The following is a 25,660-nucleotide window of genomic DNA, read 5'->3' as shown; positions in this document are numbered from 1 at the left end:
CATGAGTCAGAACGTTTATCAATTTATCGACCTGCAGCGCGTTGATCCGCCAAAGAAACCGCTGAAGATCCGCAAGATCGAGTTTATTGAGATCTACGAGCCGTTTTCCGAAGGCCAGGCCAAAGCACAGGCAGACCGCTGCCTGTCCTGCGGTAACCCTTACTGCGAGTGGAAATGTCCGGTACACAACTACATCCCTAACTGGCTGAAGCTCGCCAACGAGGGGCGTATTTTTGAAGCCGCTGAGCTGTCACACCAGACTAACACCCTGCCAGAAGTCTGCGGGCGCGTTTGTCCACAAGACCGTCTGTGCGAAGGTTCCTGTACGCTGAACGACGAGTTCGGCGCGGTCACCATCGGCAACATCGAACGCTATATCAACGATAAAGCGTTCGAGATGGGCTGGCGTCCGGATATGACCGGCGTGAAGCAGACCGACAAGAAAGTCGCCATCATCGGCGCAGGCCCAGCGGGCCTGGCGTGTGCTGACGTGCTGACCCGTAACGGTGTGAAGGCCGTGGTCTTTGACCGTCACCCTGAAATCGGCGGTCTGCTGACCTTCGGTATCCCAGCCTTCAAGCTGGAAAAAGAGGTGATGACCCGACGCCGTGAGATCTTCACCGGCATGGGGATTGAGTTCAAACTCAACGTGGAAGTGGGCCGTGACGTTCAACTGGATGACCTGCTGAAGGATTACGATGCCGTCTTCCTCGGCGTGGGCACCTATCAATCCATGCGCGGCGGCCTGGAGAACGAAGACGCTTCCGGCGTATTCGATGCGCTACCGTTCCTGATTGCCAACACCAAGCAGATGATGGGCTTCGGCGAAACCGCTGAAGAACCTTACGTCAGCATGGAAGGCAAGCGTGTGGTGGTACTGGGTGGCGGTGATACCGCGATGGACTGCGTACGCACCTCCATTCGCCAGGGCGCAACGCACGTGACCTGTGCCTACCGTCGTGATGAAGAGAACATGCCGGGCTCCAAACGCGAAGTGAAAAACGCGCGTGAAGAAGGCGTGGAATTCCAGTTCAACGTCCAGCCGCTGGGCGTGGAAGTGAATGCCAACGGCAAGGTCTGCGGCGTGAAAATGGCGCGTACCGAAATGGGTCAACCGGATGCGAAAGGCCGCCGTCGCGCGGAGATCGTCGCCGGTTCCGAGCACGTGGTTCCTGCTGACGCCGTGGTGATGGCGTTTGGCTTCCGTCCGCACAGCATGGAATGGCTGGCGAAACACAGCGTCGAGCTGGACTCGCAGGGCCGCATCATTGCGCCTGAAGGAAGCGATAACGCCTTCCAGACCAGCAATCCGAAAATCTTCGCCGGTGGTGACATCGTGCGCGGCTCGGATCTGGTGGTCACCGCGATTGCCGAAGGTCGTAAAGCGGCTGACGGGATTATGAACTACCTGGAAGTGTAAAACCGTTCCGGCTCCCCTGCCTAAGCGTTACGCTGACGGATGGGGAGCCTGTATTTCTCTGCTAAATACTCGTCTACATATTCTTTGAAAGCGGCTCGCAAACGCGGGCGTAACTCAATGTAATACCACTCCCCTGGATTGACCCTGCAATGCCTGGAGCGTATTGGTTGCGATACCTTTTATTTCGCCGCTAGCGCATCAGGGATGACATGACCATACCAACATCACTTCAGCCCGCTGAGGATTACCAGCAAATCCATGACGGTATTATCCATCTGCTGGACACCGCCCGTACTGAAACCGTCCGCAGCGTCAACGCCCTGATGACGGCAACCTATTGGGAAATAGGGCGACGGATTGTCGAGTTTGAACAAAACGGGCAAGCGCGGGCGGCCTACGGCTCTCAGCTGATTGAACGCTTATCGGTAGATTTAACTCAGCGGTATAAGCGTGGGTTTTCTAGCAGAAACCTGTGGCAGATAAGAACGTTTTATCTCTATTTTCAAGAAGTTGAAATTCTGCAGACAGTGTCTGCAGAATCTTCGTTTCTGATACAGCTTGCCCGAGCTTTCCCTCTTCCGTGGTCAGCCTATGTCCGCTTACTGTCAGTCAAAGACGCTAATGCCCGTCAATTTTATGAAAAAGAGACATTACGTAACGGTTGGTCGGTAAGACAGTTAGAGCGGCAAATTGCCACGCAGTTTTACGAGCGGACGCTGCTATCCCATGACAAATCAGCCTTGCTGCAACAGGGCACGCCTACCGTCCCCGAGCTTTTACCGGAACAGGCACTGCGCGACCCTTTCATTCTGGAATTTTTAAACCTGAAGGACGAATATTCAGAGTCTGATCTTGAAGAAGCGCTCATAAACCATCTGATGGACTTTATGCTGGAACTGGGCGATGACTTTGCGTTTATAGGCCGTCAACGTCGCTTGCGGATTGACGATAGCTGGTTTCGCGTCGACCTGCTATTTTTCCACCGAAAATTACGTTGTCTATTGGTTATCGACCTGAAAGTCGGCAAATTCAGCTATGCCGATGCAGGGCAAATGAATATGTACCTGAACTATGCTAAAGAGCATTGGACTATACCGGGAGAAAATCCGCCCGTGGGGCTCATTCTGTGTGCGGAGAAAGGGGCAGCACACTACTCACTGAACGGTCTGCCCAATACCGTGATGGCAAGCGAATGCAGAGTCCAGTTGCCTGATGAAAAACGGCTAGCAGATGAGCTGATTCGCTCGCAAAAAGCACTGGCCGCGCGGGGTAATTCATTGTCTGACTGACAAAACAAAACAGGCCCCAAAGGGCCTGTTCTCATCTTACTTCACTACGCGGAGCGCTGGGCGTCCACCGCGAGGCGGCGGTGGCGTATCATCCGGGTCGTTATCATCGCTGATATCGGGCTTATCGCCGTCAATCACTGACATCACCGTTTCGCTTCCACCGTTATCCACGTCCTGATCGTCGTTGAAACTGTCCGCATTTTCATCGTATGCAGTTTCAGGTTCAAACATGGTTCCGGCGCCGTTCTCACGGGCATAGATAGCCAGCACGGCGGCCAGCGGCACGTTAACCTGACGCGGTACGCCGCCAAAGCGCGCGTTAAAGCGCACTTCGTCGTTGGCCAGCTCAAGGTTGCCCACCGCGCGCGGCGCGATGTTCAACACGATCTGCCCATCACGCGCGTATTCCATTGGCACGTTCACGCCTGGCATCATGACATCGACTACCAGATGTGGCGTCAGCTGGTTATCCAGCAGCCACTCGTAGAACGCACGCAGCAGGTACGGACGGCGTGGGGAAAGCTGTGATACTTCCATTCAATTAACCCCGGCCAAGGCGCATTTCGCGCTCGGCTTCCGTTAAGGACGCGAGGAAAGAGTCACGTTCGAAGACACGAGTCATATAGCCTTTCAGCTCTTTCGCACCCGCGCCAACAAGCTCGATGCCCATTACCGGCAGACGCCACAGCAGTGGAGCCAGGTAGCAATCGACGATGCTGAACTCATCGCTCAGGAAGAACGGCTTCTGGGTGAAGACCGGCGCAATGGCCAGCAGCTCTTCACGCAGCTGTTTACGCGCAGCGTCAGCCTGAGCAGCGGAGCCATTCATCACTGTATTCATCAGTGAGTACCAGTCTTTCTCGATGCGGTGCATGTACAGGCGGCTTTCACCACGTGCGACCGGGTAAACAGGCATCAGCGGCGGATGAGGGAAACGCTCATCCAGGTATTCCATAATGATGCGTGACTCCCACAGAGTCAGTTCACGATCCACCAGTGTCGGTACGCTTTGATTCGGGTTGAGGTCAATCAGATCCTGCGGTGGATTGTCCTTTTCCACGTGCTCTATCTCAAAGCTGACGCCTTTCTCAGCCAGCACGATGCGGACCTGATGGCTATAGATGTCAGTAGGACCAGAAAACAGCGTCATTACCGAACGTTTGTTGGCAGCGACAGCCATGAAAACCTCCAGGTATATTCAGAATTTTTACTGCTACCAGCCACAACGGCGGCTAGCCAGATGATTAGCCCTATCTGCACGCTGAACAACATTCTCGTTCACGAATTAAACAAAAAATGAACAATCGCGCGCATTTGGGCAGAAAATTGGATGATAGTCTACCAGATTTTGAACGGCTTGTGGTGAGGGGATTCCGGAAAAGCGGAAAAAGAGCCCAGCGGCCATCGAATTGCAGGTATAAAAAAACCCGCCGGAGCGGGTTTTTTTCGCCAATTGTTGTCTGCCGAAGCAGAAACAAATTAACGCTTGGAGAACTGAGGACGACGACGTGCTTTACGCAGGCCGACTTTCTTACGTTCAACCTGACGAGCATCACGAGTAACGAAGCCAGCTTTACGCAGTTCGGAACGCAGGGACTCATCGTACTCCATCAGAGCGCGGGTGATACCGTGACGGATCGCACCAGCCTGACCAGAGATACCACCACCTTTAACAGTGATGTACAGATCCAGTTTCTCAACCATGTCGACCAGTTCCAGCGGCTGACGAACTACCATGCGGGCAGTTTCACGACCGAAGTACTGTTCCAGAGAACGTTGGTTGATAACGATTTTGCCGTTGCCCGGTTTGATGAAAACGCGAGCTGCGGAACTTTTGCGGCGACCAGTGCCGTAGTATTGATTTTCAGCCATTGCCTATAATCCCGATTAGATGTCAAGAACTTGCGGTTGCTGTGCCGCGTGGTTGTGCTCGTTACCCGCGTAAACTTTCAGTTTACGGAACATTGCACGACCCAGCGGGCCTTTTGGCAGCATGCCTTTAACCGCGATTTCAATCACACGCTCAGGATGGCGAGCAATCATCTCTTCAAAGGTCGCTTCTTTAAGACCACCGACGTAGCCAGTGTGACGATAGTACACTTTGTCAGTACGCTTGTTGCCGGTTACAGCAACTTTGTCAGCGTTCAGAACGATGATGTAATCACCAGTATCTACGTGCGGAGTGTATTCCGCTTTGTGCTTACCGCGCAGGCGCAGAGCCAGTTCGGAAGCCAGACGGCCCAGAGTTTTACCGGTCGCGTCAACAACATACCAGTCGCGTTTTACGGTTTCTGGTTTAGCTGTAAAAGTTTTCATTAAAAGCTTACCCAAATAAATTAGTTACACGTTGGTGAACACCCAAACGTTTTGTCAGTTGAGGTTCACACGACATTGTCCAGCAAACCTACCCCTTCGAATAGCCTATGCCGGCGCAGAGAAAGTTTTGGGAAAAAAACTCTCTTGTAACGTGGGGTCGCAAGATTATAGAGAAGTCGGGGTCAAAGATCGACCCCTTTATGAGATTTGACGCGGGTTTTGTTTGCCCATGTAACCCGGCCGAGCGAAGCGACGCCGGGAATTCGTGCGGAGGTTCCCCGGGGTCGGCATAAACGCCTCGCCCGGGCTACATCGGCTATGCATTTATGGCATGTGCGGACGCTTCAGATACTCTTCGCTCTGCATCTCCTGCAAGCGCGACAGGCAACGCTGGAACTCAAACTTCAGCCGCTCGCCCTGATAGATGTTGTAAAGCTCCACCTCGGCGCTGACCACCAGTTTCACGTGGCGTTCATAGAACTCATCCACCAGCGCAATAAAGCGGCGGGCCTCGCTCTCCAGCAGCGGCGTCATTATCGGCACGTCGTAGAGCATCACGGTGTGGAACAAACGCGAGAGCGCGATGTAGTCATGCTGACTGCGCGCATCGACGCACAGCGTGGTGAACGACACCGCCAGCGTCTGGTTCTCAACGCCCAGCGTCGGCAACTGACGGTGGTTAATCTCCAGCGTCGTCTGGTTCTGCTGCGCGGTCCCCGCCAGTGCGAGCCACAGCTTGTTCATCTGCTGACGCGTATCGGCATTCAGCGGTGATAGCCACAGATGCGCCTGCGTTAACGTTCGCAGACGATAGTCGATGCCGGCATCAACGTTCATGATATCGCAGTGTTCTTTAATCGCTTCAATCGCCGGCAGGAAGCGCGCACGCTGCAGGCCGTTGCGGTAGAGCTCATCCGGCGGAATGTTAGAGGTCGCCACCAGCGTAATACCACGGGCAAACAGCGCCTTCATCAGGCCGCCAAGCAGCATGGCATCGGTGATATCGGAAACAAAAAACTCATCGAAGCACAGCACGTCAGTTTCCGCTTTAAACCGTTCGGCGACGATTTCCAGCGGGTCGCTATGCCCTTGCAATTCGCCCAACTCTTCGTGCACCCGCAGCATAAAGCGGTGGAAGTGCAGACGCTGTTTACGCGTGCCCGGCAGACTCTGATAGAACATATCCATCAGCCAGGTCTTGCCGCGCCCTACGCCGCCCCACATATAAAGGCCGCGCACCGCAGGCGGGGTGTCAGCCTCCTTCTTACCCAGCAGCTTGCCAAAGCGCGCGCGCAGGCCACCGCCGGAGACAGGTGCAGGTGCGGGCGTTTTGTTTTGCAGTTCCTGGTAAATAGTGTCGAGGCGGTTAACCGCCTCACGCTGAACGTCATCGGGTTGATGACTGCCCTCTTCAAGAGCCTGAAGATAGCGCGATGTGGGGGACTGGCTTTGCATGATCTAATTGTTATTCCTTTGAAAACCGGTATGTCTTACTTCACGATTGACTAAAAAAAGTCCGTTCTACACTACGCGATGATGCGTCAGGATTCCACTTCTACGGGATTAGCGGTTATAGTGGCACTATCGGGCGCTGGCATGGAGCTGCCGAAGCTGCCAATACCCTATGGAACTATAAAACAACGGGAGATGTTCATGACCTGGGAATACGCGCTAATTGGGTTAGTTGTCGGTATCATCATCGGTGCCGTGGCCATGCGTTTTGGTAATAGCAAATTACGTCAGCAGCAGGCGCTGCAGTACGAGCTGGAGAAAAACAAAGCCGAGCTGGAAGAGTATCGCGAAGAGCTGGTCAGCCATTTTGCCCGCAGCGCGGAACTGCTTGATAACATGGCAGACGACTACCGCCAGATTTATCAGCACATGGCGAAAAGCTCCAGCAACCTGCTGCCGGGCATGTCTCCAGATGCCAACCCGTTCCGTAACCGTCTGGCCGAATCCGAAGCGGGTAACGACCAGGCGCCGGTTCAGATGCCGCGCGACTATTCTGACGGCGCATCCGGCCTGCTGCGTAGCGGCGCAAAACGCGATTAATCTGCATTCCATAAATATTTCACGGGCGCATCATTTGCGCCCGTCCTCTTCTGCTCACGCCGACTATATTTACTTCAATAACATCAGTCTTTTCGGGAAGTATTGTCCTTGCATACAGGGTCATGAGGGCCAGCATCAATGAAGAAATCGACTTTACTGTTAAGTGCACTGGCGTTAAGCATCGGGTTATCACTCGCCGTACCGGCTCCGGTACTGGCTTCGCTGCCGACGCAGGTTCCAGGCCAGGGCGCCCTGCCAAGCCTCGCGCCGATGCTGGAGAAAGTGCTGCCCGCCGTGGTGAGCGTGAAGGTAGAGGGCACCGCGCCGGTGAATCAGCAGGTTCCGGATGAGCTGAAGAAATTCTTTGGCGATGACGGCAGTAACCCGGCAAATGAACCCACACAGCAGTTTGAAGGGCTGGGCTCCGGGGTCATCATTGATGCCATCAAAGGCTATGTGCTGACCAACAACCATGTGGTGAGCGACGCACAGAAGATCAGCGTCCAGCTTAACGATGGCCGTGAATTTGAAGCCAAGCTTATCGGCAGCGACGACCAGAGCGATATCGCCCTGCTACAAATCCAGAAAGCCAGTCACCTGACGCAAATTACCATCGCCGACTCCGACAAGCTGCGCGTGGGCGATTTCGCCGTCGCCGTCGGTAACCCGTTTGGTCTCGGTCAGACCGTGACCTCCGGGATTGTCTCGGCGCTGGGCCGCAGCGGCCTGAACCTTGAAGGGCTGGAAAACTTTATTCAGACCGATGCCGCCATTAACCGCGGTAACTCCGGCGGCGCGCTGCTCAACCTGAACGGCGAGCTGATTGGCATCAACACCGCTATTCTGGCGCCTGGCGGCGGTAGCATCGGTATCGGCTTTGCCATCCCGAGCAATATGGCGCAAACCCTGGCACAGCAGCTGATTCAGTTTGGTGAAATCAAACGCGGCCTGCTCGGCATCCGCGGTATGGAAATGACCGCCGATATCGCGAAAGCGTTTAATCTTGACGTGCAGCGCGGCGCCTTCGTCAGTGAAGTGCTGCCAAACTCCGGCTCAGCCAAAGCCGGGATTAAGTCCGGTGACGTGATCACCAGCCTGAACGGTAAACCGCTGAACAGCTTCGCCGAACTGCGTTCCCGTATTGCCACAACTGAACCAGGCTCGAAAGTGAAACTGGGTCTGTTGCGCGACGGCAAACCGCTGGAAGTCGAAGTCACGCTGGATAAGAGCACCTCATCCACCGCCAGTGCACAGCTAATTATCCCAGCGCTGGAAGGGGCAACCCTGAGCGATGGTCAGGCGAAAAGCGGCACCAAAGGGGTGGTGATTTCCAACGTCGAGAAAGGTAGCCCGGCCGCTCAGGTAGGTCTGCATAAAGATGACGTGATCATCGGTATTAACCGCCAGCAGACCGAATCGATTGCCGAGCTGCGTAAGGTGCTGGAAACCAAACCGGCGGTGATTGCACTCAACGTTATGCGCGGCAACGAGAGCATCTACCTGCTTATGCGCTAATCCTCGGAAACCGGACATAGCATGCAATGTATGTCCGGTAAACTCGTGGTATGCTTCGCTCAGTTTCTTCATCAACGATGCTTGTATCATGCTTCTAAAGCTCTTACGTTCCGTCGCACTAGGTTTACTGGTTGGCGGTATATTGATTGTGACCGTCCCCTCTTTGCGTCAGTGGAATCCATTAGCCACTCAGCGCTTTAGCAGCACGGATGAAACGCCCGCCAGCTATAATCCGGCGGTGCGCCGCGCCGCGCCTGCGGTGGTTAACGTCTATAACCGCAGCCTGAACAGCAGCACCCACAGCCAGCTGGAGATTAAAACGCTCGGTTCCGGTGTGATTATGGATCAGCGCGGGTACATCATTACCAACAAACACGTGATCAACGATGCGGACCAGATTATCGTCGCGCTGCAGGACGGCCGGGTGTTTGAAGCGCTGCTGGTTGGCTCCGATAGCCTGACCGACCTCGCGGTACTCAAAATTAACGCCACCGGTGGCCTGCCGGTGATCCCGATTAACCCCACCCGCGTACCGCACATCGGCGACGTAGTGCTGGCTATCGGCAACCCGTATAACCTCGGTCAGACCATCACCCAGGGGATTATCAGCGCCACTGGTCGTATTGGCCTGAACCCAAGCGGCCGACAGAACTTTCTGCAAACCGATGCCTCCATCAACCACGGTAACTCCGGCGGCGCGCTGGTGAACTCGCTGGGCGAACTGATGGGTATCAACACCCTCTCTTTCGATAAGAGCAACGACGGCGAGACGCCGGAAGGGCTGAGCTTTGCGATCCCATTCCAGCTGGCGACCAAAATTATGGATAAGCTCATCCGTGACGGTCGCGTGATCCGCGGCTTTATCGGCATTAGCGGTCGTGAAATTGCGCCGCTGCGCGCGCAGGGCGGCGGTATCGATCAGATTCAGGGGATTGTGGTTAACGAAATCGCCCCGGACGGCCCGGCCGCGCAGGCAGGCATTCAGAACAACGACGTAATTATCTCGGTGAACGGTAAACCGGCGGTTTCCGCACTGGAGACCATGGACCAGGTCGCGGAGATCCGCCCAGGTTCAGTGATCCCAGTAGTGGTTATGCGTGATGATAAGAAGTTGACGATGCAGGTGACGATTCAGGAATATCCGGCGTCGAACTAAACGACCAAATGCAAAGGGGCCATCGGCCCCTTTGTTCTATTCCACGCTCAGGTTTTATTTATTAATAAAATCTTCGCCAAGCTGAATATCTTTTCTCAGCGTATCCAGCATCCCTTCCAGCGCCTGCTGCTCGTAAGCGCTCAGTTTGCCAATAGACTGACGTTCTTCAATCCCGTTTTTGCCGAGCAGCAGCGGCTGTGAGAAGAAACGAGCGTATTCGCCGTCACCTTCAACATAGGCGCACTCAACCACCCCTTTCTCGCCCTGCAAGGCGCGAACCAGAGACAGCCCAAAGCGCGCTGCAGCCTGGCCCATAGAGAGCGTGGCTGACCCGCCACCGGCTTTTGCTTCCACCACTTCGGTACCCGCATTCTGGATACGCTTCGTCAGGTCATTCACTTCCTGCTCGGAGAAACTGCCCCCTGGGATTTGCGACAATAAAGGAAGAATCGTGACGCCGGAGTGGCCACCGATAACCGGGACTTCGACATCGCCGCATTTTTTACCTTTCAGTTCAGCGACGAAGGTATTGGAGCGGATGATATCCAGCGTGGTCACGCCGAACAGTTTATTTTTGTCGTACACGCCCGCCTTCTTCAGCACCTCGGCGGCGATCGCCACGGTGGTGTTGACCGGGTTGGTAATGATACCAATGCAGGCTTTAGGCGCGGTTTTTGCGATTTGTTGCACCAGGTTTTTGACAATCCCGGCGTTAACGTTAAACAGATCGGAGCGATCCATACCGGGTTTACGAGCCACCCCAGCAGAGATCAGGACAACATCCGCCCCTTCCAGCGCAGGCGTCGCATCTTCACCAGAGAAACCTTTGATGTTCACATCAGTCGGAATATGGCTGAGATCGACAGCCACGCCAGGCGTGACGGGGGCAATATCATAGAGGGAGAGTTCTGAACCTGAAGGCAGTTGGGTCTTTAGTAGTAGGGCAAGCGCCTGGCCAATACCGCCGGCGGCACCAAGGACTGCGACTTTCATCCTAAACTCCTTATTATGGTTAATGACATTCAGGTAATAACCTGTCGTGGACCGCATAACCGACGCAAGAGATACCTGTTGTTACTCCGTTGCGGCGACCTTAATTCACAAGGTAAATAATTACAATATAATTGCTTACAGAATGCGGCGCCTCCAGCAGCATTGCTGGCGTTACCGCACTACTCCCAGAAAAAGGTCTATCTACGAAACCAAACTTTCATCAACTATCGATTACAATATACTCAGCATGTTGCGTAAAACAACAGCAATTTAATAACAATTCATTTACTTTTAACTTATTTGGATCCCGTGATATAGGCATGTTTCTTAGGTCTAATTTTTGCTAAAATCCCGCCTTTCTCTATTTGGCCTAGCCCCTTGGGATAAATTGTTTTGCATAAAAATTCACCTATATGCATAATAATGTTAATTTCACCACCATAGTCAGGTGACTTATGCGAAGTTCCACTAAACAAGAAGAATTAGTTAAAGCCTTTAAAGCATTACTGAAAGAAGAAAAATTTAGCTCTCAGGGCGAAATTGTTCAGGCATTGCAGGAAGAAGGCTTCGATAATATCAACCAGTCCAAAGTCTCCCGTATGCTGACAAAGTTTGGCGCAGTGCGTACCCGCAACGCCAAAATGGAGATGGTTTACTGCCTGCCTGCTGAGCTGGGCGTGCCGACCACCTCCAGCCCGCTGAAGAACCTGGTTCTGGATATTGACTACAACGACGCTGTCGTCGTCATTCATACCAGCCCTGGTGCGGCGCAGCTGATCGCGCGTCTGCTGGACTCGCTGGGCAAAGCGGAAGGCATTCTTGGCAGCATTGCCGGTGATGACACGATCTTCACCACGCCTGCTCGGGGTTTCACTGTTAAAGATCTCTACGAGGCCATTCAGGTTCTGTTCGAACAGGAACTGTAATCCCTCGCGATACTCCTCTGGTTTCTCCGGAGGAGTCTGTTTTCCCGCCAACGCCCCGCCGTTTTCACTGCCGTTCCGTTAACATTTAGTGCGATTCTTTGTGCATTCACATAGATGTAGTGAATATATCTCGACTTAAGCGCACAAAACATCAAATTATCCTATCTTTTTGATTTTACGCATTATTAGCCGACGACTTTGCCAAAATATGCGTTTTTTTATACGTATATGTTCTAAAAATGACGATTCCTGACAAGTAATTACACGAGAAACAATTAGCGGGGTATTAATATTTCATGTGATTAGTGTATACTTAATTTCGTGATGAGGGTCACAAAACAAAGGCCTTCCAAAAAAATTCGACGAGGTGAGTATCATGAAAATCAAAACTACCGTTGCCGCTCTGAGCATCCTATCCGTTATCTCGTTTGGCGCTTTCGCCGCTGATTCTATCAACAGCGACCAGGCACAAACCCGTCAGTCAATCGGCACCGTTTCCATCGGTTCCGTCGGTTCAACCCCGATGGATATGCATGAGATGCTGAACAAGAAAGCGGAAGAACAAGGTGCATCGTCTTACCGCATCATTGAAGCGCGTACCGGCGATCGCTGGCATGCAACGGCTGAACTGTATAAATAAGACGCAGTACGTCGGTATTGAGTAAAGAATATCCCCAGCGGTCCCAGGAATAAGCATCAGCATCCTCTCACCGCTGCACAATAAGGTGAGGAGTAAAGTATATGAAAAGCGCAATTATCATCGCATCCCTTGGTCTGGCATCCGTACTCTCTTTCGGCGCAAGCGCCGCAGTACATCAGGTGAGCGCAGACCAGGCACAGAACCTACAGTCCATGGGCACCGTTTCCGTTTCACAGATAGGTAGCGACCCAATGGATATGCGTAGCCAGTTAGCCGCAAAAGCAGAAAAAGAAGGCGCTAGCAGCTACCGCATTATCGAAGCCCGTACCGGCGACAGCTCGCACGCTACGGCTGAACTGTACAAATAAACCCTCGTCGTCTTGTCCGACGACTTGCCCTCGCCTTTCGGCGAGGGCTTTTTTTTACCCGCGCTGAACGTTAAAGCGCAGCATCCCTTCCAGCTCTTCTTCTGCTTCATCAAATAGCAGAATCAGCGCACCATAGCGTCGGCGCTGCTTATCGTCCATGTGCAGGAATTCAATCTCCAGCGGCAGCGGTATTACATTGCCAGTCACCACGTTCCAGAGCGCATCCAGATCGCGAATCGACTCACGATCGAGGGCAAAAAGACGGGCGAATTCCCGATAAAAATCGCCCTGATCCTCTATCTCGTCAAAATCAAAAGTATAGATTTTCATCTTACGCCCTCTCTCCCATTCAACAGACTAAAGTCCCCCAATGTGCAGCGTTTTCACCTCGAGGTACTCTTCTAGCCCCAGCACTGAACCTTCGCGCCCAAGCCCCGACTCCTTCACGCCGCCAAACGGCCCCAGCTCGGTTGAAACGACACATTCGTTAATGCCGATCATACCGCTCTCCAGCGCCTGCGCGACGCGGAAGACGCGCGACAGGTTCTGGGTGTAGAAATAGGCTGCCAGGCCGTAAGGTGTATTATTCGCGCGCTGAATAACTTCATCTTCATCGCTAAAACGGAAGCAGGCCGCCAGCGGACCAAATGTCTCCTCCTGCGCCAGCAGCATTTTTTCCTGACAGTCGCCCAGCACCGTCGGCTGCCAGAAGTTACCGCCCAGCGCATGCGGCTGCCCACCAGCCAGCACTTTGGCCCCTTTCGCGACAGCATCCTCAACATGTTCGCGCACTTTTTTAACCGCAGCAGCCTCAATCAATGGCCCCACGATCACGCCGTCATCCAGCCCGTTCCCCACTTTCAGTGCCTTCACAGCGGCGGCAAGCTGGCTGACGAAGCGCTCATACACGCTGTCGTGAATATAAAAACGGTTAACGCTCACGCACACCTGTCCGGCGTTGCGGAACTTATTGGCGATAGCCCCCTGAACGGCGGCGTCAATATCCGCGTCTTCAAAGACGATGTACGGCGCGTTGCCGCCGAGCTCCATGGAGACTTTCTTCATGGTTTCTGCTGCGTTACGCACCAGCGTTTTACCCACCGAGGTTGATCCGGTAAAAGAGATTTTACGCACGTCATGGCTTGCCATAATCGCGTCGCTAATCTCCAGCGTATTCCCCGCCACGGCGTTCAACACCCCGTCCGGAATCCCCGCTTTCTTCGCCAGCGCCAGCAGTGCGAACGCGCACAGTGGCGTGTTATTGGCGGGTTTAATCACCCCGGTACAGCCAGCCGCCAGCGCCGGGCCAAGCTTGCGGGTGAGCATCGCCATCGGGAAGTTCCACGGCGTAATCGCCGCTACCACGCCGATAGGCTCACGGGTCGCCAGAATGCGTGAGCCCGGTTTCGCTGGCGGAATTATCTCGCCGTTCGCCCGTTTCCCCTGTTCGGCAAACCACTGGATAAAGCTCGCTGCGTAGTCCACCTCGCCCTCCGCCTCTTTCAGCGGTTTGCCCTGTTCGATGGTCATCAGCTTCGCCAGCCAACTTTTATGTTCGATGATGAGCTGATACCAGCGATACAGCAGCTCCGAGCGTGCCTTCGCCGTTTTCGCCCGCCAGAGTGGAAACGCGCGGGCGGCGGCGGCAATCGCCTGTTCCGTCTCCTGCTGACCGGCCTTTGCGACTTTGGCGACAACCTCACCCGTCGCAGGGTTGAGCACATCAAAGGTGGTACTAAGCTGGTGCCATTCGCCGTTCACCAGGTAGCCCGTCTGAAAGAGATCGTTGTCCTGCCATGCTTGCGTGGTCATTACACCCTCCTGAAAAGTGTTTCCATCTAAGTATAGCTATCGCTTTTGGCGTAATAGTTGTCAGAATAACGATAGTCTTATTAACGGAAAGGAGCCTGCGGTGAAACGTGAATATCCTGTTTTTGATAAGCTGTGCCACGAGCTTGGGCTAGCACATCTGGCGAGCGATCGCGCGACGTTCACCAGCACAGAACCGGTCTATCCGACGCCGTTTGCCATCGGAGAGGCAGCCGCCTTCGCGCTAGCGCTACAAGGGCTGATGCTCGATGTGCTGCGAGGCAAGCAGCAGGAAATTACCGTCGATTGCCATAGCGCTGCCGCCTCAACCCACGCGGTCACCTTCCAGCAGCAGAACGGCTATAACTGGCAGTACAACGACCCGGACTACCCCACCACTGATTTCTACCTCACTGCCGACAACCGCTGGATTTTCCTGCACGGCGGCTACCCGCGTTTGCGTGATGGCATTCTGGATATTCTCGACGTGCCCAATAACCGTAGCCGTGTGGCGCAGGCCGTGGCGAAGTGGGAAGCGCAGAAGCTGGAGCAGACCATTGCCGACGCTGGGCTGTGCGCCGCCATTGCCCGCAGTCGTGAAGAGTGGCTGGCACATCCGCAGGGGCTGGCGGTGAGTCAGGAGCCACTGATTCGCCTGACGCGGCTGACCGATAGCGCCCCGAAGGCACGTCGTTACGATACGCCACGGGTGCTGAAGTCGCTGCGCGTGCTGGATGCCACCCACGTGATAGCCGGGCCAACGGCGACCCGCGGCCTGGCGCAGATGGGCGCCAATGTACTGCACCTTTCATCCCCTTATCGTCCACGGATTTTGCCGTTTGACGTTGATACCAACCACGGCAAACGCAACGCGTATCTTGAACTCTCCACCACCGAAGGTCGCGAGACGGCGGCGAAACTGGTCCGCGAAGGTGATGTGTTTGTGCAAAGCTACCGTCCCGGCGCGCTTGCCCGCTATGGCCTGAGTGATGAAGAGATGGCGCAGATCAATCCCCAAATCATTACGGTTAACCTGAACTGCTACGGCCACCGTGGGCCGTGGAAAACACGGCCGGGCTTCGAGCAGCTTGCTCAGACCGTGACCGGTATGGCGGTAGCACAGGGCGGCGCGGGCCAGCCGATGCTGGGGCCAACCTATCCGAATGATTATCTGAGCGGCTATCTCGCCACGCTTGGCGTGTTGATGGCGCTGGAGCGTCAGCGTAATGAAGGCGGTGCATGGCGGGTAGATGTGTCATTGTGCCGGACGGCGACGTGGCTACAGCAGTTGGGGGGCATTGCGGATTTTCAGACGATTGCCCCACCAGGCGAAGCGGCGATTACCCGTTGTATGGTGACCGAGCAGGGACCATTCGGCGAGTTAAGCTACTTCAACAGCGCGCTGGCGCTTGCACAAACACCGATGGCGTTTGCGATGCCGGCCATGCCGTTAGGGGCGCATCGCGCGGAATGGTGGTAGGGCTCCCGGAGTCGCTGCGCTCGTCCGGGCTACCTGCGATTTGTAGCCCGGACGAGCGCAGCGACTCCGGGAAAAACACTTAACTACTCGTGAGTGCACCCTGGTATTTATGCAGCATCAACACCAGCCGCTCAACCGGCTGGGTCACCTGTTCAGGCGCTTCCCAGACCCGCAGTTTTTCCTGATAAACCCCCAGCTCTTCCAGCAAGCGCGTAAAGTAATAGCGGCGCTTGTCGTCGCTGCTGGCAGAGATCACCTTGTCTGCCGTGCGGCGCAGTTGATGGTGGAACGCCGACAGATCGTCATTCACCGGAATTGGCGCATCACGCAGGCGCTGGTGCGCAATAATCAGCGTCAGCGCCAGGCGGAATTTGGCGATATCACCGGGGAACTTGTTCAGCAGTAAGAACAGCTGCTGGTAAAGCCCCGGCAGGTGGTTCTCTTTCCGACGCGCCATATTGGTGGTCATCGCCGATACCGCTGCAAACACAAACTGGTTCAGCAGCACGCGCCCGGTACGCAGGCGGGAGTTATCGCGGATCAGCAGAATAACGATAAACGCCATGAAGCAGCCGACAATCTGCCCTAATGCGCTATCAAGGAACTGGCTGAAGTGGAAGGTCATCGGGTTATCCAGCACCAGAATGTTGATGGTACTGGCCAGCGCCCCCATCGAGCCCAGCCGCCTTTTTTGCACTTCAATACCGATAAAGAAGCACATCACCGCCAGGCTGATACACAGCAGCAGCATGCTCTGTTGGGTCGCGGGAATGATGATCAGGAAATAGAGCGCCCCCAGCGGCAGCGCCGCGATGGTGCCGTAGATAAAGTCTATCGCCACCATGCGCGGGTTCGGCAGGCGCATCGCCAGCGAGGTGACCACGGCGATCATCACCATCGCCCCGCTACCGGATGTCCAGCCGGTCCACAGCCAGAACAGAATGCCCAGCGCACAGGAGAGCGTGGTGCGCCAGAAGTTAATCATCGCGTGGTGACGCTCGGCGGATTCCGGACGCACCACCACTTCACTTTGCAGGATCTCTTCTTCGCGGGCGCTGATTTTGGCATTGCCAATCACCCCACGCTTGAGCAGCAGATAACGCGTCGCGGCCCCCACCCAGCTGTAGATAGTGACCGGCGTATCGTGCTCGCCCGTCCACGCCAGCACGCGGCGCATCCGTTTTAGCTGACGATGAACATCCTGCACCGTCTCAACCGGCGCTTCGAACAGCTCGCGATAGGCGTCAGTGACCAGCTCAGGCCGCGAGTTTTGCATGATGAAGGTTTCACAGGCCTGGGTCACCATGGTCAGCGAAACGGTGTTCAGCGCCTTCAGGCGGCGGTTGGCCCACGCCCAGCGTGAGGACTCCATGTTCAGGTTGCTGCGCATCCCTTCCAGCGCCGCCGTACGACGCAGCAGCGCCAGCCAGGCCTTGTCCATTTCATCGCTGTCACCGTGCTTGATACACAGCTGCATCAGGCGATATTGATCGATGAGGATGCCGTCGAGTTCGTTATCGATCTCTTTTTTGATCGATCGCGGCGAAAACAGGAGATCGGCGACGATCGCACAGATAATCCCCAGCACGATCTCGCTGCAGCGTTCAACGGCAAACTGCGGCGTCAGTAGCGGTTCGGCCTGAATGGTGATGACGATAATCAGCGCCGTGTAGCCGGACAGCCCCCAGGCATAGGAGTTCTCCACGCGCACCAGCGACGAAATCCAGGTACAGAAACCGGCCCAAATACTGCAGACCAGCAGCATCAGCAGCGGCGCACGAATCATGGTGATGATAATCACCAGCGCCGCAATACAGCCGATAAAGGTGCCGACAATACGCAGCATCCCGCGATAGCGAATCGCCCCTGCATAGGGTTCCCCACCTGCGGCAAAGGCCGGGCCAGCCGCCACGATGGCGGCAGTCAGTACCGCCCAGCGGGGCGTTTCAAGCTGAAAGTGAAAGCCGACGAACAGCGCCAGCACCACCGCGCACGCCAGTTTGACGGCAAAGCGGATGTGCTGGTTGGCAATACTAAAAATGCCCATGGCGATTAACCGAACTCACGCAGACGCAGCGCTAACTTCTGGAAGAAGCTCATGCGGCTGGCATCGCGATCTTTCTCGCCAGTAATGACCACCGTGGCGGTAGTCCCCGCAGGCCACAGGTTGCCTGTCTGTTCATCCAGACGAATACGCACCGGCACACGCTGAGCCAGACGAACCCATTCGAGGTTGGAGTCGATGGTCGCCATCCCTTTGCTGTCAACGCTGCTGCTGGCGTTCGTCACGCCTGCCGCGACACTATCAACGGTGCCTTTAATCACATGGTTGCTGCCCAGCGGGGTAATTTCGGCACGGTAGCCCGGACGCACGCTTGAGAGCTTGGTCTCTTCAAGGTAGGCCATCACGTAGAAGGAATGCTGTTTAACCAGCGCCACCGCCGTCGAGCCGCGGGTGATAAATTCACCAGCATAGACGTTAAGGTTAGTCACCCAGCCATCTGCCGGGGCACGGATCACCGTACGGTCAAGGTCAAGGCGCGCCAGGTCGCGGGTCGCCTGCGCTTTAGCAAGCTGGTGCAGCACGGTTTGTAGAACGTTATTGGATTGGTCAATCTCTTCGCGCGACATCGCGATGACGCCCAGCTTATTTCGACGCCCGGCTTCACGACTTTTTTCATCGGCCAGCGCTTTATAATAGGCCACATCTGCGTCAGCCTCTTCCAGCGCCTTCTTGTAGCGCGGCTGATCAATGATAAACAGCACCTGATTTTTGCTAACCAGTTGGTTATCCTTGACCTCAACGTCGGTAATCAGGCCGGAAACGTCAGGGGCAATAGCAACAACGTCCGCGCTAAAACGCGCATCGCGCGTCCACGGAGATTCGGTGTAATAGACCCAGGCGCGGAAAATAGCGATGAACGCCAGGATGACCAGTATCACCGTAATAGCGGTGCGGGAGATTTTTCTTGTTAGTGTTTTCACATCTACCTCAGACGAACAAACGTGATATTAGATAAAACAGGCAGCAGTACAGTGCGGTGTTGAACAACGCAGGATGCCAGACAAAGTCGTAGATCCCGGTCGGCGTCAGCACGCGACGCACCAACCAAAAAATGGCGAGCGATAAGAGCAGCTCAAAGAAAATCGGCGGGAATGAGAGACCGAAAATCACGATGACAGGAAACAGGCTCATGTTGACCTTACTAGACTAGCGTGCAGGTGAGATTGGAACTTTAATTATTCAGCTAACAGTATTTTAACGTAACTGTTATCGCCTTATCTACATAGTGTGATGCAAATCACTTTTAAGCCAGAGTGAACAATGGAACGACTAAAACGGATGTCGGTGTTTGCCAAAGTAGTCGAGCAAGGCTCCTTTACCGCCGCGGCGCGCCAGCTACAAATGAGCGTTTCGTCCATCAGCCAGACTGTCTCTAAACTGGAAGATGAGCTGCAGGTCAAACTGCTTAACCGGAGTACTCGCAGCATTGGCTTAACCGAAGCCGGTAAAATTTACTACCAGGGCTGCCGACGCATGCTGTTAGAAGTTCAGGATGTGCACGAGCAGCTTTACGCCTTTAACAACACGCCAATTGGGACGCTGCGCATTGGTTGTTCTTCAACTATGGCACAAAATGTCCTCGCTGCCATGACGGCGGAGATGCTGAAAGAGTATCCAGGATTAACGGTGAATCTGGTGACGGGAATTCCGGCGCCGGACCTGATTGCCGATGGGCTGGACGTGGTGATCCGCGTGGGCGCGCTGCAGGACTCCAGCCTCTTCTCCCAACGCCTTGGCAGCATGCCGATGGTCGTCTGCGCATCGAAGAAATACCTCGCGCAGTATGGCGTGCCCGAAAAGCCGGCGGACCTGAGCAACCATTCGTGGCTGGAATATAGCGTACGTCCCGATAACGAATTTGAGCTGATTGCCCCCGAAGGGCTGTCGACAAAGCTGCTGCCGGAAGGCCGATTCGTGACTAACGATCCGATGGCCATCTCTCGTTGGTTGGTGGCCGGTGCGGGCATTGCCTACGTGCCGCTGATGTGGGTGATCAATGAGATCAACAGCGGTGAGCTGGAGATCTTATTCCCGCGCTATCAGTCCGATCCTCGTCCGGTGTACGCGCTGTATACCGAAAAGGACAAGCTGCCGCTGAAGGTGCAGGTCTGTATTAACTATCTGACCGACTATTTTGTCGAAGTGGCGAGGTTATTCCAGGAAATGCGGGGAAGAAGGAAGGAATAGCCGTAGGCCGGATAAGCAAACATCAATGCACCTCAAAATGAGGTGCATTTTTTTCAGGTCAGGCAGTGCCGCCCACCGTTAAATTGTCCACTTTCAGGGTTGGCTGGCCGACGCCAACCGGCAGGCTCTGGCCTTCTTTGCCACAGACGCCTACACCGTTATCCAGCTTCAGATCGTTACCGACCATGGAAACCTGCTGCATAGTTTCGATACCGGAACCGATAAGCGTCGCCCCTTTCACCGGTTTGGTCACCTTACCGTTTTCAATCAGATAGGCTTCCGAGGTGGAGAAGACAAACTTGCCGGAAGTGATATCCACCTGGCCGCCGCCAAAGTTTGGCGCGTAGAGGCCGTACTCGACGGATTCAATGATCTCCTGCGGCGTGGATTTCCCGGCCAGCATGTAGGTGTTGGTCATACGCGGCATCGGCAGGTGCGCGTAGGATTCGCGGCGGCCGTTACCGGTAGGCGCAACGCCCATCAGACGAGCATTAAGCTTGTCCTGCATATAACCTTTGAGGATCCCGTTTTCGATCAGCACGTTGTACTGGCCCGGTGTCCCTTCATCGTCGATCGCCACGGAGCCGCGACGATCGGACATCGTGCCATCATCAACGATAGTACAGAGTTCAGAAGCCACCAGCTGGCCCATCTGGCCGCTGAAGACTGAGGTGCCGCGACGGTTGAAGTCACCTTCAAGACCGTGACCGACCGCTTCGTGCAGCAGTACGCCCGGCCAGCCCGCGCCCAGCACAACCGGCAGCGTGCCCGCAGGTGCAGCCACCGCAGAGAGATTCACCAGCGCCATGCGCACCGCTTCTTTCGCCCAGGCATCGGCGCGCACTTCACCGTCGAGGTCGGCAAGGAAGTAGTCATAGCCAAAACGACCGCCGCCACCGCTGGCGCCACGCTCGCGTTTACCGTCGTCTTCCACCTGCACGCTAACCGACAGGCGTACCAGCGGGCGCACGTCGGCGGCCAGCGTACCGTCGGTCGCAGCAACCAGAATCAGTTCATAGACGCCGGTCAGGCTCGCCGTCACTTCCTGCACGCGGTGGTCCGCCGCACGCGCGACGCTGTCAACACGGCGCAGAATATCCAGCTTCTCTTCGCGGGTCATGCTTTGCAGCGGATCCAGCGAGGTATAAAGCGCCGGGTGTTCTACCGCACCCAGCGTCTGCACTTTACCATTGCCCGCATCGCGCACGATGGTGCGTGCCGCCTGCGCACTCTGTTCCAGCGCCAGCAGGCTAATCTGGTCGGCGTAAGCGAAACCGGTTTTCTCACCGCTCACTGCACGCACCCCAACGCCATGGTCGATATTGTAAGAACCATCTTTAATGATGCGATCTTCTAAAACCCAGGATTCGTGGTAGCTGGACTGAAAATAGAGATCGCCATAGTCCAGACGGCGCTCCGTGAGTTGACCAAGAATGGCGAACAGATCCTGATGATTCAGGCCGTTCGCTGCCAGCAATTGTTCACTTACCAGGTTTAGACTCATTATTTCGCTACTCGTTAATGGCCCGCGCGCCTCACGCATTTCGGGCCGGTATTCCGGGTGTTTGTCTTATGAGATTGAGGCAATTCAAGGCTTGCGTCAAATCATGGCTTTTTGCCGCTGCGCGCCTGGCGCAGCACTTCGTTAATCTGTGGCTTATCAATCGGGCCGGTGATGCGATAGCGCAGTATCGACACTTTGTTCCACAGCGGCCCCAATACTTTGGTCGCGGCAAACACCGCTGCGCCGATAATCGGGTTCACCGCGAACGCCGTCGCCACGCTGACCGTCGCCGAAATTTCCGGCGCAACGATGGCTTCCATATCCAGCTCGCGGCGCACCAGGTTAACCGACCCTTTCATGGCGATATCCGCCTCCAGGCCGTCCACCAACGTATCATCCGTGTTCAGTACGCCGTCTTTGATCCACGCGGTGCTGCGGATGGAGTCAAAGTAGAAGCCTTCGCTGAAGGTGTCGCTAAAGTCAAAACGCAGTTTACGCAGCAGCGCATCGACGCTCAGCAGACGCAGCAGCTGTCCGGCATGTCCAGTCGAGAGATCGGTAAACTGCCCTTTGCTAACGTGTGATTTCAGGATCCCGTTAAGCGAAGCGACGTCCGGCTGCCACGGTTTATCGCGCCAATGTAAATCGTAGTCTACATCAACGGAAGAATCGCGAATCGGCGTCGAAACCCCGAAGAAAGCCGTGGCCTCATCAATCTTGTTGCCGTGAATTTTGCCTTTCAACGACGTACGCTGCCCGGATGGCGAGTTCACCCAAACGCCATCGGCGGTCAAGCGGCCAAAGCCAGTGTCCACCAGCCCGTTGGCAAGAGTTAAGGTGTCGCCCTTGATGTTGAAGTCACCATCAATGCGACCATACTTCTGCCCCCACAGCCAGCATTCAGCGCAGCGCAACTGTAGGTCAGGCCAGCCGCGAAAATCAATATCGCTGCTGGTTGCGGTAGTACTGAGCGTGTCGCTAGAGGCGGCCTGCGCCAGCGGATTCGCCGACGGGTTATAGTAGAGATAGCGCACGGCAGCCTGCCACGGCGCGTGATTTTTCATCGTCAGGCTGGCGTTAATTTCACGCCCCTGCGCTTCCACGCGGGTACCGTCTACCGTCGGCTGGGACACCACGCTCAGATTATTCCACTGCTGGCCCGCAAAGGTCAGCGACGGGGTGCGCAACGTGATGTTCTCCGGGAACGCGGCGGCGGAGCTTACGCCATCAGCCGCGCCGTGCTGGAACAGCGCCAGCCACTGCGCACCGTCCATCGGCGGCATATTTAATTCAACGCCCGGCGTTTGTGGCAGCGGCGGAATCGTCCGGCTGTCAGAGGCCCAGATGGCGCTCTCCAGCGTCAGCTTTTTCCCCAGCAACCAGCGGCTGTTGAGATGGTTATCCGGGCCCATGTTACCGGTCAGGTCAAAACTATGCAGGTTACCGTCGACATTGAGCTTCACGGGCAGCGATTTCCCCGCCGCCTTATCCGCCGGGGACGGTAAGCTACTGCTCACATTTTGCAGATCGCTGGTAATGCCCACCTTGTAGGTTGCACTGCCGTGATACGGCAGTTCGATGGCGACGTTACCTTTCCACGGCACGCTGCCTTTAAGCGCATCATTAAGCTGTTTTGGCAGCACGCCTGTTTTCGCCGGCTGCCAGTCCGCCTGCATGTTGACGCCCACCTGATAGGATTTCTCGCCCTCTTTGGTGGTGAAATCGACGTTCAGCGGCTGATTGAACCAGGTAGCGGTTAGCGGCTCACTCGTCAGGTTGCCGTTATCAAAGCTAAAGCGGCCTTTGAGGTTATGCAGCGTGCTGCCGAGCGGTTTGATAAACAGGCTGTTGTTGTTCAGCGCGACATTACCGGTCGCTTTTACCAGCTCGCCGTCCAGCGGGATATCAAGACGTAAGCGGGCGCTCACATCGCCATCAAGCTGGAGTTCTTCCAGGGTCGCGCCGAGAGATTTGTCGAGCGGCGTCTGCTGGAAATACGGGCCGACGGCTTTGCCTGGGCCGTTGATATCAGCATCAATCAGCAGCTTCTCTTTGGCGTAGTCCGGAATCGCCGCGTCAAGATTGCTGGCAGTCACGCCGCCGAGCGCCGCTTTATCCGCCTTCATCCACAGACCAGCATTGATAAAGTTAAGCTCGATATTCAGATTGGTCAGCGCAGGCCAGTCCGGCTGGAAGGCGAAGGTCGCATCGTGCAGCGGCACATAGACCTGGAACTGACCTTCGTTATGCTCGTACGGGAACAGATGCGGGTTGCCGCCGTAAACCAGCGTGGCGTTCTCTGCCTTACCGGCTTTGATGGCACCGCTCAGGTAGTCAACCAGCTTCGTCCCCATCAGGTTTTCAGGGAAGTAGCGCCAGGCCTGCCCGCCGTCGTCGGTGCTGATACCGGCCAGAATGCCCAGCCACGGCTGATCGTCCTTCGGCTGCAGATAGCGGAAACCACCGGCGGCGCGAACGCCCGTCGCCGTCACGTCAATATCACGCCCATCGAGCATGAATCCTCTATCGTCATTGACCCAGTTAAGGGTCGCGGCGCCTTTGGCAATCTCCAGCGGCGCGCGGAAGACGTGCTCGTACGGCATCTTCGCGTCTTTCATCGCCACATGCAGCGAACCATGCTCTACGCTGCCGGTAATATATCCAGAGATGTTCTCGGCGCCGGGCAGCAGCTTCCATTGCTTCCAGCCGAGGTTATTCCAGCTCGCGTTAAAGCGCGTTTTGCCGGTGTCCTGTAGCGGAATATCAATTGCCAGCGTATCGACCATGCCCGCAGGCTGGGCGGTGCGCCAGATATCGGCAACCTCAGGTGAGAGCTTTTCAGCAATCGGCAGCAGGCCGTTCAGCCCGGCGGGTGAAAGATGGCTGGCGCGAATGCGCAGTTCGTCGCTACGCTGATGATTCGGGCCGCCCACCTCTTGCGCCGGGATCCACGCCAGCGCCAGCGCACCGCGTGGCCACGGCGTATCGTCGATGGTAATACGGGTATCAGGGATGCGAACTTCCCAGCCCTCTTTCTCACGCGACAGGTGCGCGGTGAGATTATCTACCGCCAGATGATGTTCCTGCTGGTCACCCTGCCAGCTGGCACCGCCCTGCTTAAGCAGAACGTCGCCGCTGGCGATTTCGCCTTTATCCAGCGACGCCCAGCCTTCAAGGCTGAAGCGGGCGCTGGTCAGCGCAATGTTGTCCTGCATCCACTGGCCGAGCCACGGCTTCACGTCGATATCGTCGGTCTGGAGCCATAAGCGTCCTTTGTTCAGCAGGCCGTTTTCATCGCGCAGATCCATACGAACTTTCATCACCCCGTGCTGCCCGGTAAGGCTGGAGAGGCTCAGCTCCCCTTCGGCACGGTGGCGGTTGTCATCGTTCACCCAGGTCAGCTGGGGAATGGCCAGCTCGGCGCGCTGCCCGGAGAGGGTCAGGAAGCTTAAGTGGCTGTCGCGAAGGATGAAGTGGTCAAACTGGCGCAGGAACAGATCGCCGAGGCGATCGCCCTTGAGGCTATCACCACCATCGTTACTTTGCAGCGGCGTGTTGGTATGGATTTGCAGCTGCCAGAAGGTCAGCTCGCGAAACTGCCAGCGCATATGCATCAGGCTTTGCCAGACATCCAGCGCCATAGAAGCGCGTTTGATGTCCAGCGTGCCACCGTCCTGCATGGCGACATGAATATCGCGCACATCCAGCGTCGGGCCAAAGTTTTGCCAACTGGCGTGCAGCTGGGAGGCGGAAACCGGCAGCCCGGTCACCGCTTCAATTTTGGTCAGCAGCTCGGGGCGCCATTTATCCAGATGTGGCAAAGCGAGACGCAGGCCACTCACCAGCAGCGCGACAACGATAATCAGTGTTGCTACGGTGAGCAGTAAAATCCCCGGCAATCGCCTCACGCATCTCTCCTTGGGTCGCAGCAGGCTGCGTA

At 55.7% G+C, this 25,660-nt stretch carries 23 protein-coding genes; 10 read left to right on the top strand and 13 right to left on the bottom strand.

Features of this window, described 5'->3' with window-relative positions; all coding sequences use genetic code 11:
* Position 1: 1 nt before the first annotated feature.
* Together gltD and V6944_RS08500 are read left to right on the top strand one after the other, a co-directional pair.
* Positions 2-1,420, top strand: coding sequence for a glutamate synthase subunit GltD (gene gltD / locus V6944_RS08505; protein WP_333498650.1), 1,419 nt, complete (start codon positions 2-4; stop codon positions 1,418-1,420).
* 209 nt (positions 1,421-1,629) lie between these two features.
* Positions 1,630-2,709 carry a PDDEXK nuclease domain-containing protein gene (locus tag V6944_RS08500; protein ID WP_333498649.1) on the top strand — a complete coding sequence of 360 codons (1,080 nt, stop codon included), beginning with the start codon at positions 1,630-1,632 and terminating at the stop codon, positions 2,707-2,709.
* Between the two features lie 36 nt (positions 2,710-2,745).
* Here V6944_RS08500 and sspB read toward each other — a convergent pair whose 3' ends face one another.
* From sspB to zapE, 5 genes are all read right to left on the bottom strand, one after another.
* Positions 2,746-3,246, bottom strand: coding sequence for a ClpXP protease specificity-enhancing factor (sspB, locus tag V6944_RS08495; RefSeq protein ID WP_333498648.1), 501 nt, complete (start codon positions 3,244-3,246; stop codon positions 2,746-2,748).
* Between the two features lie 4 nt (positions 3,247-3,250).
* The gene (sspA, locus tag V6944_RS08490) at positions 3,251-3,889 is read right to left on the bottom strand and encodes a stringent starvation protein SspA (RefSeq protein ID WP_185667785.1); all 639 of its coding nucleotides are present in this window, start codon (positions 3,887-3,889) and stop codon (positions 3,251-3,253) included.
* Positions 3,890-4,188: 299 nt separating this feature from the next.
* The gene (gene rpsI / locus V6944_RS08485) at positions 4,189-4,581 is read right to left on the bottom strand and encodes a 30S ribosomal protein S9 (protein ID WP_000829818.1); all 393 of its coding nucleotides are present in this window, start codon (positions 4,579-4,581) and stop codon (positions 4,189-4,191) included.
* A gap of 15 nt (positions 4,582-4,596) precedes the next feature.
* Positions 4,597-5,025 carry a 50S ribosomal protein L13 gene (gene rplM / locus V6944_RS08480; RefSeq protein ID WP_185667784.1) on the bottom strand — a complete coding sequence of 143 codons (429 nt, stop codon included), beginning with the start codon at positions 5,023-5,025 and terminating at the stop codon, positions 4,597-4,599.
* 324 nt (positions 5,026-5,349) lie between these two features.
* The gene (zapE, locus tag V6944_RS08475) at positions 5,350-6,480 is read right to left on the bottom strand and encodes a cell division protein ZapE (RefSeq protein WP_333498647.1); all 1,131 of its coding nucleotides are present in this window, start codon (positions 6,478-6,480) and stop codon (positions 5,350-5,352) included.
* Positions 6,481-6,678: 198 nt separating this feature from the next.
* On the opposite strand from zapE, the gene zapG reads away from it, so the two are divergent.
* The 3 genes from zapG (at position 6,679) to degS (ending at position 9,748) form a co-directional block, all read left to right on the top strand.
* A complete protein-coding gene (zapG, locus tag V6944_RS08470) occupies positions 6,679-7,077 on the top strand; it encodes a Z-ring associated protein ZapG (RefSeq protein WP_333498646.1) in 399 nt (132 codons plus the stop codon).
* A 138-nt stretch (positions 7,078-7,215) separates the two neighbouring features.
* Positions 7,216-8,592 carry a serine endoprotease DegQ gene (degQ, locus tag V6944_RS08465; protein ID WP_333498645.1) on the top strand — a complete coding sequence of 459 codons (1,377 nt, stop codon included), beginning with the start codon at positions 7,216-7,218 and terminating at the stop codon, positions 8,590-8,592.
* A gap of 88 nt (positions 8,593-8,680) precedes the next feature.
* A complete protein-coding gene (gene degS, locus V6944_RS08460; protein WP_333498644.1) occupies positions 8,681-9,748 on the top strand; it encodes an outer membrane-stress sensor serine endopeptidase DegS in 1,068 nt (355 codons plus the stop codon).
* 54 nt (positions 9,749-9,802) lie between these two features.
* On the opposite strand, the gene mdh is transcribed toward degS, so the two are convergent.
* Entirely contained in the window at positions 9,803-10,741 is a 939-nt protein-coding gene (gene mdh / locus V6944_RS08455) for a malate dehydrogenase (RefSeq protein WP_333498643.1), read from the bottom strand.
* 455 nt (positions 10,742-11,196) lie between these two features.
* Between mdh and argR the strand changes: the two genes are divergently transcribed.
* The 3 genes from argR (at position 11,197) to yhcN-B (ending at position 12,675) form a co-directional block, all read left to right on the top strand.
* On the top strand, positions 11,197-11,667 hold the full coding sequence (gene argR, locus V6944_RS08450) for a transcriptional regulator ArgR (RefSeq protein WP_185669807.1): 471 nt from the start codon (positions 11,197-11,199) through the stop codon (positions 11,665-11,667).
* Positions 11,668-12,043: 376 nt separating this feature from the next.
* The gene (gene yhcN / locus V6944_RS08445; RefSeq protein ID WP_185669806.1) at positions 12,044-12,307 is read left to right on the top strand and encodes a peroxide/acid stress response protein YhcN; all 264 of its coding nucleotides are present in this window, start codon (positions 12,044-12,046) and stop codon (positions 12,305-12,307) included.
* 101 nt (positions 12,308-12,408) lie between these two features.
* Complete coding sequence (yhcN-B, locus tag V6944_RS08440) at positions 12,409-12,675, top strand: DUF1471 family stress response protein YhcN-B (protein ID WP_333498642.1); 267 nt, start codon at positions 12,409-12,411, stop codon at positions 12,673-12,675.
* 54 nt (positions 12,676-12,729) lie between these two features.
* Here yhcN-B and V6944_RS08435 read toward each other — a convergent pair whose 3' ends face one another.
* Positions 12,730-13,005 (bottom strand): barstar family protein, encoded by a 276-nt coding sequence (locus V6944_RS08435; RefSeq protein ID WP_333496278.1) that lies wholly within the window; start codon positions 13,003-13,005, stop codon positions 12,730-12,732.
* A gap of 27 nt (positions 13,006-13,032) precedes the next feature.
* Entirely contained in the window at positions 13,033-14,487 is a 1,455-nt protein-coding gene (locus tag V6944_RS08430) for an NAD-dependent succinate-semialdehyde dehydrogenase (RefSeq protein ID WP_333498641.1), read from the bottom strand.
* 100 nt (positions 14,488-14,587) lie between these two features.
* Between V6944_RS08430 and V6944_RS08425 the strand changes: the two genes are divergently transcribed.
* Positions 14,588-15,964 (top strand): CoA transferase, encoded by a 1,377-nt coding sequence (locus V6944_RS08425; RefSeq protein WP_333498640.1) that lies wholly within the window; start codon positions 14,588-14,590, stop codon positions 15,962-15,964.
* A 79-nt stretch (positions 15,965-16,043) separates the two neighbouring features.
* Here V6944_RS08425 and aaeB read toward each other — a convergent pair whose 3' ends face one another.
* Genes aaeB through aaeX form a run of 3 tightly spaced genes read right to left on the bottom strand, consistent with a single transcriptional unit; the run spans position 16,044 to position 19,160 of the window.
* Positions 16,044-18,011 carry a p-hydroxybenzoic acid efflux pump subunit AaeB gene (gene aaeB, locus V6944_RS08420; RefSeq protein WP_333498639.1) on the bottom strand — a complete coding sequence of 656 codons (1,968 nt, stop codon included), beginning with the start codon at positions 18,009-18,011 and terminating at the stop codon, positions 16,044-16,046.
* 5 nt (positions 18,012-18,016) lie between these two features.
* Positions 18,017-18,949: a p-hydroxybenzoic acid efflux pump subunit AaeA gene (gene aaeA / locus V6944_RS08415; protein ID WP_333498638.1), complete on the bottom strand. Its 933-nt coding sequence runs from the start codon at positions 18,947-18,949 to the stop codon at positions 18,017-18,019.
* 7 nt (positions 18,950-18,956) lie between these two features.
* Entirely contained in the window at positions 18,957-19,160 is a 204-nt protein-coding gene (gene aaeX, locus V6944_RS08410) for a p-hydroxybenzoic acid efflux pump operon protein AaeX (RefSeq protein ID WP_035891204.1), read from the bottom strand.
* Between the two features lie 129 nt (positions 19,161-19,289).
* Here aaeX and aaeR point away from each other — a divergent pair, with 129 nt between their 5' ends.
* Complete coding sequence (aaeR, locus tag V6944_RS08405; protein ID WP_333498637.1) at positions 19,290-20,216, top strand: HTH-type transcriptional activator AaeR; 927 nt, start codon at positions 19,290-19,292, stop codon at positions 20,214-20,216.
* 58 nt (positions 20,217-20,274) lie between these two features.
* Here aaeR and tldD read toward each other — a convergent pair whose 3' ends face one another.
* Together tldD and yhdP are read right to left on the bottom strand one after the other, a co-directional pair.
* Positions 20,275-21,720: a metalloprotease TldD gene (tldD, locus tag V6944_RS08400; RefSeq protein ID WP_333498636.1), complete on the bottom strand. Its 1,446-nt coding sequence runs from the start codon at positions 21,718-21,720 to the stop codon at positions 20,275-20,277.
* Positions 21,721-21,821: 101 nt separating this feature from the next.
* Positions 21,822-25,628 (bottom strand): AsmA2 domain-containing protein YhdP, encoded by a 3,807-nt coding sequence (gene yhdP, locus V6944_RS08395; RefSeq protein ID WP_333498635.1) that lies wholly within the window; start codon positions 25,626-25,628, stop codon positions 21,822-21,824.
* Between the last annotated feature and the right edge of the window lie 32 nt (positions 25,629-25,660).

Source organism: Kluyvera sp. CHPC 1.2972, from assembly GCF_036759925.1.
In the GTDB taxonomy this organism is placed as follows: Bacteria; Pseudomonadota; Gammaproteobacteria; order Enterobacterales; family Enterobacteriaceae; genus Kluyvera.
The sequence above is the reverse complement of the archived record's forward strand: the minus strand, read 5'-3'. Positions and strand labels throughout refer to the sequence as shown.